Genomic DNA, 8,753 nt, shown 5'->3' with positions numbered 1-8,753 from the left:
GGCGGGCCTGGGCCGTGCGCGGGGTGGACCTGCGCGTCGAGGTTGGCGAGCGGGTGCTGCTGCTGGGGCCCTCCGGGGCCGGCAAGAGCACGCTGCTCGCCGCGCTGGCCGGGCTGCTGCCCGAGGACTCGGGCGAGCAGGAGGGCACCGTCGAGATCGACGGGCTCGACCCTCGCAAGGGCCGGGAGCGGGTCGGCATCGTCTTTCAGGACCCGCAGACCCAGCTCGTGATGGCCCGCAGCGGCGACGACGTGGCGTTCGGGTTGGAGAACCGCGGCACCCCCGCCGGGGAGATCTGGCCCCGCGTCGACGAGGCGCTGGCTCGGGTCGGTTTCCCGTATCCCCGGGACCGCCACACGGCCGCGCTCTCCGGCGGCGAGCAGCAGCGGCTCGCCCTGGCCGGGGTGCTGGCCCTGCGCCCCGGCCTGCTGCTGCTCGACGAGCCGACCGCCAACCTCGACCCGACCGGCGCGGCGCTGATCCGGGCGGCGGTGGCCGGCGCGCTCGACGCCGACACCACGCTGATCCTGGTCGAACACCGCGTCGCCGAGTCGTTGCCCCTGGTCGACCGGGTGGTCGTGCTCGAACCCGGCGGCGGCGTCCGCGCCGACGGCACGCCCGAGGCCGTCTTCGGTACGCACGGCGACGCGCTCGCCGACGAGGGCGTCTGGGTGCCCGGCCGCCCGGTACCGCCCCGCCACGCGACCGCGCCGCCCGGCGACGTGTTGCTCACCGCCGACCGGCTCGGCCTGCCGCCCCGGCTGGCCCCCGTCGACCTGGCGGTACGCGCCGGCGAGGCGCTCGCCGTCGTCGGGCCCAACGGGGCCGGCAAGTCGACCCTCGCCCTGCTGCTGGGCGGCCTGCTCAAGCCCGGGGCCGGCCGGATCGCGGCGACGACGGCACTGGCCGGAGGCGACGCCCGCACGCCCCCGCACCGCTGGCGCGCCCCGGCACTGGCCCGCCGGATCGGCTCGGTCTTCCAGGACCCGGAGCACCAGTTCGTCACCAACACCGTCTTCGACGAGCTGGCGCTCGGCCCGCGCCGCACCGGCCAGCCCGAGACGGCGGTCCGGACCACCGTCGACACCCTGCTGTCCCGGCTGCGGTTGACGAAACTCGCCGCCGCCAACCCGTACACCCTCTCCGGCGGGGAGGCGCGGCGGCTGAGCGTGGCGACCGCCCTGGCCACCGCGCCCCGCCTGCTCGTCTGCGACGAACCGACCTTCGGCCAGGACCGGCGGACCTGGCTGGAGCTGGTGGACCTCTTCGCCGAGCTGCGCGACGCCGGGCACGGCCTGGTCGCCGTCACCCACGACCCGGAGTTCGTCGCCGCCCTGGCAGATCGCCGCCTCACCCTGGAGCGCCCGTGACCAGCGACCGAACCGCCGCACCGGTCACCCACCCGGACCGTCGCCCCGCCCTGGGGGCGGGCGTGACCAGCCCGAACGCCGCACCGGTCACCCACCCGGATCGCCGCCGCACCCTGGGGCGGGCGTGATCAGTTTCGAGCCGGTCGCCGCGCCGGAGGCGTTGCTGGCCCGGCGCAACCCGGTGGCCAAGCTCGCCGCGGCGCTGGTGTTCTCGTTCATCCTGATCGCCACCCTGGACCCGGTGGCCCCGGCCATCGCGATCGCCGTCGAGTTGGCCCTGCTGCCGCTGTTCGGGGTCCGTTTCCGGGTGTTGGCGCGGCGGGCCTGGCCGCTGCTCGTCGGCGCGGTCGGCGTGGTGGTGACGCTGGTGCTCTTCGCCGCCGAGCGCTCCGGCCGGGTCCTGGTCGAGGCCGGCCCGGTGGTGGTCACCTCCGGGGTGCTGCTCACCGCGCTCGGCCTGGTGCTGCGCATGTTCGCGGTGGCGCTGCCCGGCGTGATCGTCTTCGCCACCACCGACCCGACCGACCTGGCGGACGCGCTGATCCAGAACGCGAAGGCACCGGCCCGGTTCGCCATCGGGGCGCTGGCCGCGTTCCGGCTCGTGCCGCTGCTGGGGCAGGAGTGGCAGATGATCTCCATGGCGCGTCGCGCCCGGGGGGTCGAGGCCGGCCGCAACCCGCTGGCGAAACTTCGGCTGTTCGTGTCGACGGCCTTCGCGCTGCTCGTCGGGGCGATCCGCCGGGGCACCCGGCTGGCCGTGGCGATGGACGCCCGGGGCTTCGACGCCGGGGTCCCGCGCACCGTCGCCCGGCGACAGCGCTTCGTCGCCGCCGACGGCCTGCTGATCGCCGGCGCGGCGGTGCTCGCCGGGGCCGCGCTGACCGTCAGCGTGCTGCTCGGCACCTTCCGCCCGCTGATCGGCTGACGCCGCCCGTCGATCGGCGGGCGGGCCCGGGTGGAGGCGCCGACCGGGCGCGCAGCGGGCTGGTCGTCCGGCGAGCGGGCCGGGCGGAGGCGCATGCCCGGGTGGTCGGGCGCGGGCGGGCCGGGTGGAGTCGCCGGTGACGACGGCTCCACCCGGCCGGCACCGTCAGCTGCGCCGGAAGGCGTACCGGCGGGCCTGCCCGGCCTTCTGGCCGCGCAGCGGGCCGGAGCGGCCGGCGCCGGAGACCGGCGGACCGGCCTTCGGCGCCGTCGGTCGGTCGACCGGCAGCGCCGGCACGACCGGCGCGACCGCCACCTCGTCGAGGTTGACGGGCGTCAGGTCCGCGACGGACGGCGTGGGGACGGTGGTACGGGACTTCTTCGGGTTGCGCCTGGCGGGCATCCGGTGCCTCCTCGGTCTGCGGGCCCTGCCGCACCGGAACGACGTCCGGTGACCGGGGCCCGCCTCGTTCGGCGACCGTCGCGCGACGGTCGGGCGGGATCGGGACAGCTGCCCGGGATCGGCCACGAGGAGCACCGCCGTTCGACGGCAGGTGCGGAATGCGGACGCCCGGGAGCACGCGGACCCGCGGCGATGCGGCGGCGGGTCGGCTCGGAAGTGGGGCGTCAGTTGCGCATGCCCACACGCTAGCCGCCCGACCGGTCGCGCGCACCCGAATTACCGGCGGGGATCCGCAGCCGGCCGGCCGGGCCCCGCGGAGGCCGCCCGGCGCAGGATCCGGCCGGCCCCCGCGCCCTTCAGGACGACAGCCACGTGGCGGTGACGGGGTGCCCGACACGCTCTCCGGGCCGCCCCGCAGGCGATACGGTCGCACCGGCGGTTGTCGACGGCGGAGGGTGGACGGATGGCCGGGCGGGCGACGGCACGGATCGGCGTGACCGGGCTGGCGGTGATGGGCCGGAACCTGGCCCGCAACCTGGCCCGCAACGGTTTCGCCGTGGCGGTGCACAACCGGTCGCCGGAGCGCACCCGCGACCTCGTCGCGGAGCACGGGGACGAGGGGAGGTTCCTGCCCGCCGAGTCGATGGCCGACTTCGTCGCGTCGCTGGAGCGGCCCCGGGCGGTCATCGTGATGGTCAAGGCGGGCGGCCCCACCGACGCCGTGGTCGACGAACTGGTCCCGCTGCTCGACGCGGGCGACATCGTCGTGGACTGCGGCAACGCGCACTTCGCCGACACCCGCCGGCGGGAGGAGGCGCTACGGGCCCACGGCCTGCACTTCGTCGGCACCGGCGTCTCCGGTGGCGAGGAGGGCGCCCTGCGCGGCCCGAGCATCATGCCGGGCGGATCCGCGGAGTCGTACCGCACGCTCGGGCCGATCTTCGAGCGGATCGCCGCCCAGGTGGACGGGGTGCCGTGCTGCCGGCACATCGGGCCGGACGGGGCCGGGCACTTCGTCAAGATGGTGCACAACGGCATCGAGTACGCCGACATGCAGCTCATCGCGGAGGCGTACGACCTGCTGCGGGCCGGACTGGGCGCGCAGCCGGCGGAGATCGCGGAGATCTTCCGTGGCTGGAACTCCGGCGAGCTGGAGTCCTTCCTGATCGAGATCACCGCCGACGTGCTGGCGCACACCGACGCGGCCACCGGACGGGCGTTCGTGGACGTCGTGCTGGACCGCGCCGAGCAGAAGGGCACCGGCCGCTGGACGGTGCAGAGCGCGCTCGACCTGGGCATCCCCATCACCGGCATCGCCGAGGCGACCTTCGCCCGCTCGCTGTCCGGGCACGCCGACCAGCGCGAGGCGGCCCGGCAGGCGTTCCCGGAGGCGGACGCGACCTGGCGGGTCGAGGACTCCGACGCCTTCGTCGAGGACGTCCGCCGCGCCCTGCTCGCCTCGAAGATCGTCGCGTACGCGCAGGGCTTCGACCACATCCGCGCCGGCTCCCGCGAGTACGACTGGGGCATCGACCTGGGCGGCACCGCCACGATCTGGCGGGGCGGCTGCATCATCCGGGCCCGCTTCCTCGACCGCATCCGCCAGGCGTACGACGAGCGGCCCGACCTGCCGACGCTGCTGGTGGCGCCGTGGTTCGCGGACACCGTGAACGACGGCGTGCCGAGCTGGCGGCGGGTGGTGGCCGACGCGGCGCGGGCGGGCGTGCCGGCACCGGCGTTCGCCTCGTCGCTGGCGTACTTCGACGCGCTGCGCGCCCAGCGGCTGCCGGCCGCCCTGATCCAGGCGCTGCGGGACAACTTCGGGGCGCACACCTACCAGCGCGTGGACCGCGAGGGCACCTTCCACACCCGCTGGCCCACCGACCGCACCGAAACCAGAACCTGACCGCCCACCCCGAACCCGAAACCCCCGACCCGCGAGCCGATCATGCACTTCTGGTGGGCGGAACGCCCCGGTGTGGGGCATTCGCGGGGCACTACGACTGCATGATCGACGAACGGGTCGGGGGTGGGGTCAGGTCACGGCTGGGTTGGGTCAGAAGAAGCGACGACGCTTCGCCTTCTGCGGGCGGAGCATGTCGGCGCCCTTGGTGAGCAGGCGACTCACCCCGGTCGGGCCGCGGCGGGCCTCCAACCCGTGGCTGAGCCGGCGCGCGCCCGCCGCCGCCAACGGCACGGCGACGGCCATCATCGCCCACTGGGCAATACGCTTCTGGATCATGTGGGTTCACCTCCGTCGGTGGCTGCTGACCACCGTGGTACCCCGTACGACCGGGCGGTAAGCCTCAGGCGGGCGGCGGGGCGACCGGGTTGGGCAGCGCGCCGCCGAAGCGACGGTCCCGCTGCGCGTACAGCTCGCAGGCGTACCAGAGGTGGCGGCGGTCGAAATCGGGCCAGAGCGTGTCGAGGAAGATCAGCTCGGCGTACGCGGTCTGCCAGAGCAGGAAGTTCGAGATCCGCTCCTCGCCGGAGGGACGCAGGAACAGGTCCACCTCGGGGATCTCCGGGTGGTAGAGGTACTTCGCGACGGTCTTCTCGTTGACCTTCTCCGGGTCCAGCCGGCCCGCCGCCACGTCGCGGGCGATGGCGGCGGCGGCGTCGGCGATCTCGGCCTGGCCGCCGTAGTTGACGCAGAACTGGAGGGTCAGCGTCGAGTTGCCCCGGGACATCTCCTCCGCCGTCTGCAACTCGGAGATGACGCTCTTCCAGAGCCGGCCGGCCCGGCCGGACCAGACCACCCGCACCCCCAGGTCGACCAGCTGGTCACGGCGGCGGCGGATGACGTCGCGGTTGAAGCCCATCAGGAACCGGACCTCGTCCGGCGAGCGCCGCCAGTTCTCGGTGGAGAAGGCGTACGCCGACAGGTAGGGGATGCCCAGCTCGATGGCGCCCTCGACCGTGTCGAAGAGGGAGAACTCCCCCGCCTCGTGGCCCTTGGTGCGGGGCAGCCCGCGATCCTTGGCCCACCGGCCGTTGCCGTCCATCACCACGGCGACGTGCTTCGGCACCGCGTCGGCGGGCAGCGCCGGCGGCCGGGCGCCCGACGGGTGCGGAGTCGGCGGCACCGGCTCGCGACGACCGGCCCTCATCGATCGGATCACTCAGTTCTCCCCCTGTTCACGCCGTCCGCACCGGACCCGGCGCCAGGCGGCGGCGGGACCGGGCCGGCCGCCGGGGCGCCCCGGTCGACCAGCGGCAGCGAGCGTAGCGCGCGCTCCAGGTGCCACTGCAGGTGTGCCGCGACCAGGCCACTGCACTCCCGGCGTACGCCGGTCTCGGTGGCGTCGGCGACCCGCCAGTCGCCGCTGGTCAGCGCGGACATCAGGTCGATGGTGGCCGGGGCGGGATGGGCCGCGCCGGGCGGCCGGCAGTCCGGGCAGACCGCGCCCCCGGCCGGTACGGAGAACGCCCGGTGCCGCCCCGGCGTGCCGCAGACGGCGCAGGCGGTCAGCGCCGGCGCCCAGCCGGCGAGCGTCATGCCCCGCAGCAGGTACGCGTCGAGCACCAGGGTGGTGGCGTGGCTGCCCTCGGCGAGCGCCCGCAGCGCGCCCAGGGTGAGCTGGAACAGCCGCAGCGACGGCTCCCGCTCGACGGGGGTGAGCCGCTCGGCGGTCTCGGCGATCGCGCTGGCCGCCGTGTAGCGGGGATAGTCGCCGAGGAACCGCTTGCCGTAGAGGTCGATGCCCTCGACCTGGCTGACCGTGTGCAGCGAGCTGCCCAGGTTGCCCTTCGGGTCGCCGGCGAGCTGGAGGTCGACGTGACCGAACGGCTCCAGCCGGGCCCCGAACTTGCTGGTGGTGCGGCGGATCCCCCGGGCCACCGCGCGGAGCCGGCCGTGCCGGCGGGTGAGCAGGGTGATGATCCGGTCGGACTCGCCGAGCTTCTGCGCACGCAGGACCACCGCGTCGTCGCGGTAGAGCTGTCGGCGGTACCCGGCCATCGGACCATTCTCTCTCGGGGTGCGGAATCAGGGTCAGCTCGGGGTGTCCGCGCGCGGAACCCCGATGCGCGGGGGCCGTCACGCCTCGTAGCGTGCTCGCATGGCTCTGCACCGCACCGCCGCCGCGCTCGCTGCGGCCACCACCCTGATCGTCGCCGCCGGATGCGACAACCTGTCCTTCCGCCGGCTCGACTACGACAACACCGAGGCGGTCCGGATCAGCAGCATCCGGGTGCTCCCGGGGGCCGGCGACGTGACCGTCCGCGCCATCGGCGCGCAGGACGAGGTGCGGATCAAGCGGGTGGTGCGCTACCAGGGCGGTCAGCCCGACGCGACGTACGAGATCAAGGGCGGCGAGCTGGTGCTGGACACCGACTGCGGTTCCCGGTGCAGCATCTCCTACGAGGTCACCGCCCCGGACGGGGTGAGCGTGAAGGGCGAGACCGGCTCCGGTGACGTCGACCTGAGCAGGGTGGGCCCGGTGGAGATGCGGCTCGGCTCGGGCAACATCCGGGTGACCGCCTCCAGCGGCCCCGTACGCGCGGAGACCGGCTCCGGCAACATCCAGGTGGCCGGCGCCGGCGGGCCCGTACGCGCCCAGACCGGCTCCGGCAACGTCGAGGTCGACGAGGTCGCCGCCGCGGTCACGCTGCGTACCTCGTCGGGCGACATCACCGGGCACCGCCTCGGCGGCGGGGTGGACGCGGAGACGGGCTCGGGGGACATCGCCGTCGACCTGACGACGCCCGCCTCGGCGCGGGTGCACGCCTCCAGCGGGAGCGTCGATCTGGTCGTGCCGGCGGGCCGCTACCGGGTCCGCTCCAACACCGACGGCGGCGACGCCGAACTGGGCGTCACCGACGACCCGTCCGCCACGCTGGTGCTCGACCTCTCCACCGGCAGCGGCGACATCAGGGTCACCCAGCGTTGATCTCGACGGTCTCCGGCTCCCGCGCGGCCCGGGGCGCCGGCACCACCGCCCGCCCGCTGACCGGTCCACCGGCCCTGCCGTCGACCCCGTGCCGGGTGGCCGGTCCGCCGGTCCTGCCGTCGGCGGCCGCGTCGACGGTGGCCGGGCCGGGGCGGGCCCGGCCCGGGACCAGCTCCGGCGGCCTGCGGGCGGCCACGTCCTCCACCCAGCCGACGAGGGCGGTCACCGCCGCGACCAGCGCGAAGACCAGCGCCACCCGGATCGCCAGGCCGAGCGGGTCCTGGTGCGACCAGCCCACCACGTCGACCAGCGGGGTGAGCGCCACCACGAACGGCATGTGCCACAGGTAGACGGTGAGCGCCCGCCGGTTGAACATGGTCACCACCCGGCCGAACGCGGCGCTGCGGTCCACCCAGGGTGCGCTCGCCGGACCCCGACCGAGCAGCACGAGGACGAAGGCCGCCGACCAGAGGGCGTTGCCCAGGGGGTTGTCGTTCAGGTCGTACCCGCGCGGTCCGGGGTGGGTGACGATCCAGGCGGCCCCGGCGGCGGCGAGGGCCAGCGCGACCGGGACCAGCACCCGGTTGGCGAGGCGGCGCAGCATGCCGGCCTGGTGGGCGAAACCGAGCAGCCAGGCCCCGAAGTAGAGCCCGAACTGGTGCAGCGCCACCGGCAGCGCCGGGAGCAGGCCCAGTTCGGCCGCCGCGAGCAGGGCGTACGGGGCGATCAGGGTGGGCACCGGGGCGCGCCGGAACAGCCAGAGGGCCACCGGCGAGGCGAGCACGAACCAGAGGTAGTCGCGCAGGTACCAGATCACGCTGAGCGCGATCGCGCCCCAGCCGTTGGCCGGCGGGTCGGCGATGGGGAAGAGCCAGAGCAGCACCTTCGGGCTCAGCGGCAACCCGGTGAGCAGCATGGCCGGCACGAAGACGGCGGCGAGCACCCACAGCGACGGCAGCAGGCGCCGCAGCCGGCGCACGACCGCCCCCGGCCCCCACCGGTGCAGTGAGGCCGCCATCAACGAGCCGGCGAGCGCGAACATCACCGACATCGCCGGGAAGACGAGGGTCAGCGTGGCCCAACCGGTGACGTGGTAGACGACGACTCGAACGATGGCCAGGAAGCGGAGCAGGTCCAGGTATCGGTTTCGCATCAGCCTGCATC

The 8,753-nt window shown here is 75.0% G+C and carries 10 protein-coding genes; 5 read left to right on the top strand and 5 right to left on the bottom strand.

Features of this window, described 5'->3' with window-relative positions; all coding sequences use genetic code 11:
* The 3 genes from F6X68_RS03230 to F6X68_RS03225 all read left to right on the top strand — a co-directional run.
* Positions 1-1,370, top strand: a 1,370-nt coding sequence (locus F6X68_RS03230; protein ID WP_370518895.1) for an ABC transporter ATP-binding protein, incomplete at its 5' end; no start/stop codon positions are given.
* Complete coding sequence (locus F6X68_RS34605; protein WP_255474683.1) at positions 1,367-1,498, top strand: hypothetical protein; 132 nt, start codon at positions 1,367-1,369, stop codon at positions 1,496-1,498. The genes F6X68_RS03230 and F6X68_RS34605, both read left to right, overlap by 4 nt.
* Entirely contained in the window at positions 1,495-2,295 is an 801-nt protein-coding gene (locus F6X68_RS03225; RefSeq protein ID WP_151452832.1) for an energy-coupling factor transporter transmembrane protein EcfT, read from the top strand. Before F6X68_RS34605 ends, F6X68_RS03225 begins: the two co-directional genes overlap by 4 nt.
* 165 nt (positions 2,296-2,460) lie before the next feature.
* Here F6X68_RS03225 and F6X68_RS03220 read toward each other — a convergent pair whose 3' ends face one another.
* Complete coding sequence (locus F6X68_RS03220) at positions 2,461-2,697, bottom strand: hypothetical protein (protein ID WP_151452831.1); 237 nt, start codon at positions 2,695-2,697, stop codon at positions 2,461-2,463.
* 463 nt (positions 2,698-3,160) lie between these two features.
* Here F6X68_RS03220 and gndA point away from each other — a divergent pair, with 463 nt between their 5' ends.
* On the top strand, positions 3,161-4,603 hold the full coding sequence (gene gndA, locus F6X68_RS03215; RefSeq protein ID WP_151452830.1) for an NADP-dependent phosphogluconate dehydrogenase: 1,443 nt from the start codon (positions 3,161-3,163) through the stop codon (positions 4,601-4,603).
* Between the two features lie 150 nt (positions 4,604-4,753).
* On the opposite strand, the gene F6X68_RS03210 is transcribed toward gndA, so the two are convergent.
* The 3 genes from F6X68_RS03210 to recO form a co-directional block, all read right to left on the bottom strand.
* Positions 4,754-4,939 carry a hypothetical protein gene (locus F6X68_RS03210; RefSeq protein WP_151452829.1) on the bottom strand — a complete coding sequence of 62 codons (186 nt, stop codon included), beginning with the start codon at positions 4,937-4,939 and terminating at the stop codon, positions 4,754-4,756.
* Positions 4,940-5,003: 64 nt separating this feature from the next.
* Positions 5,004-5,807, bottom strand: a complete 804-nt coding sequence (locus F6X68_RS03205; protein WP_121400234.1) for an isoprenyl transferase — start codon at positions 5,805-5,807, stop codon at positions 5,004-5,006.
* A gap of 8 nt (positions 5,808-5,815) precedes the next feature.
* On the bottom strand, positions 5,816-6,658 hold the full coding sequence (gene recO, locus F6X68_RS03200; RefSeq protein ID WP_151452828.1) for a DNA repair protein RecO: 843 nt from the start codon (positions 6,656-6,658) through the stop codon (positions 5,816-5,818).
* A gap of 100 nt (positions 6,659-6,758) precedes the next feature.
* Between recO and F6X68_RS03195 the strand changes: the two genes are divergently transcribed.
* Complete coding sequence (locus F6X68_RS03195; protein WP_151452827.1) at positions 6,759-7,589, top strand: DUF4097 family beta strand repeat-containing protein; 831 nt, start codon at positions 6,759-6,761, stop codon at positions 7,587-7,589.
* Here the strand turns inward: F6X68_RS03195 and F6X68_RS03190 are convergent.
* Positions 7,576-8,742, bottom strand: a complete 1,167-nt coding sequence (locus F6X68_RS03190) for an acyltransferase (protein ID WP_151452826.1) — start codon at positions 8,740-8,742, stop codon at positions 7,576-7,578. The two genes, F6X68_RS03195 and F6X68_RS03190, sit on opposite strands and share 14 nt — an antisense overlap.
* Between the last annotated feature and the right edge of the window lie 11 nt (positions 8,743-8,753).

It is taken from the genome of Micromonospora sp. AMSO12t, from assembly GCF_008806585.1.
Classification (GTDB): domain Bacteria; phylum Actinomycetota; class Actinomycetes; order Mycobacteriales; family Micromonosporaceae; genus Micromonospora; species Micromonospora reichwaldensis.
Note: the sequence above shows the minus strand (reverse complement) of the source record. Positions and strands in the feature narration are given on the sequence as shown.

Coding starts and splice junctions, on each gene's coding strand:
- F6X68_RS03220 (WP_151452831.1), bottom strand. CDS start 2,697: ATGCCCGCCAGGCGCAACCCGAAGAAGTCCCGTACCACCGTCCCCACG.
- gndA (WP_151452830.1), top strand. CDS start 3,161: ATGGCCGGGCGGGCGACGGCACGGATCGGCGTGACCGGGCTGGCGGTG.
- F6X68_RS03210 (WP_151452829.1), bottom strand. CDS start 4,939: ATGATCCAGAAGCGTATTGCCCAGTGGGCGATGATGGCCGTCGCCGTG.
- F6X68_RS03205 (WP_121400234.1), bottom strand. CDS start 5,807: ATGAGGGCCGGTCGTCGCGAGCCGGTGCCGCCGACTCCGCACCCGTCG.
- recO (WP_151452828.1), bottom strand. CDS start 6,658: ATGGCCGGGTACCGCCGACAGCTCTACCGCGACGACGCGGTGGTCCTG.
- F6X68_RS03195 (WP_151452827.1), top strand. CDS start 6,759: ATGGCTCTGCACCGCACCGCCGCCGCGCTCGCTGCGGCCACCACCCTG.
- F6X68_RS03190 (WP_151452826.1), bottom strand. CDS start 8,742: ATGCGAAACCGATACCTGGACCTGCTCCGCTTCCTGGCCATCGTTCGA.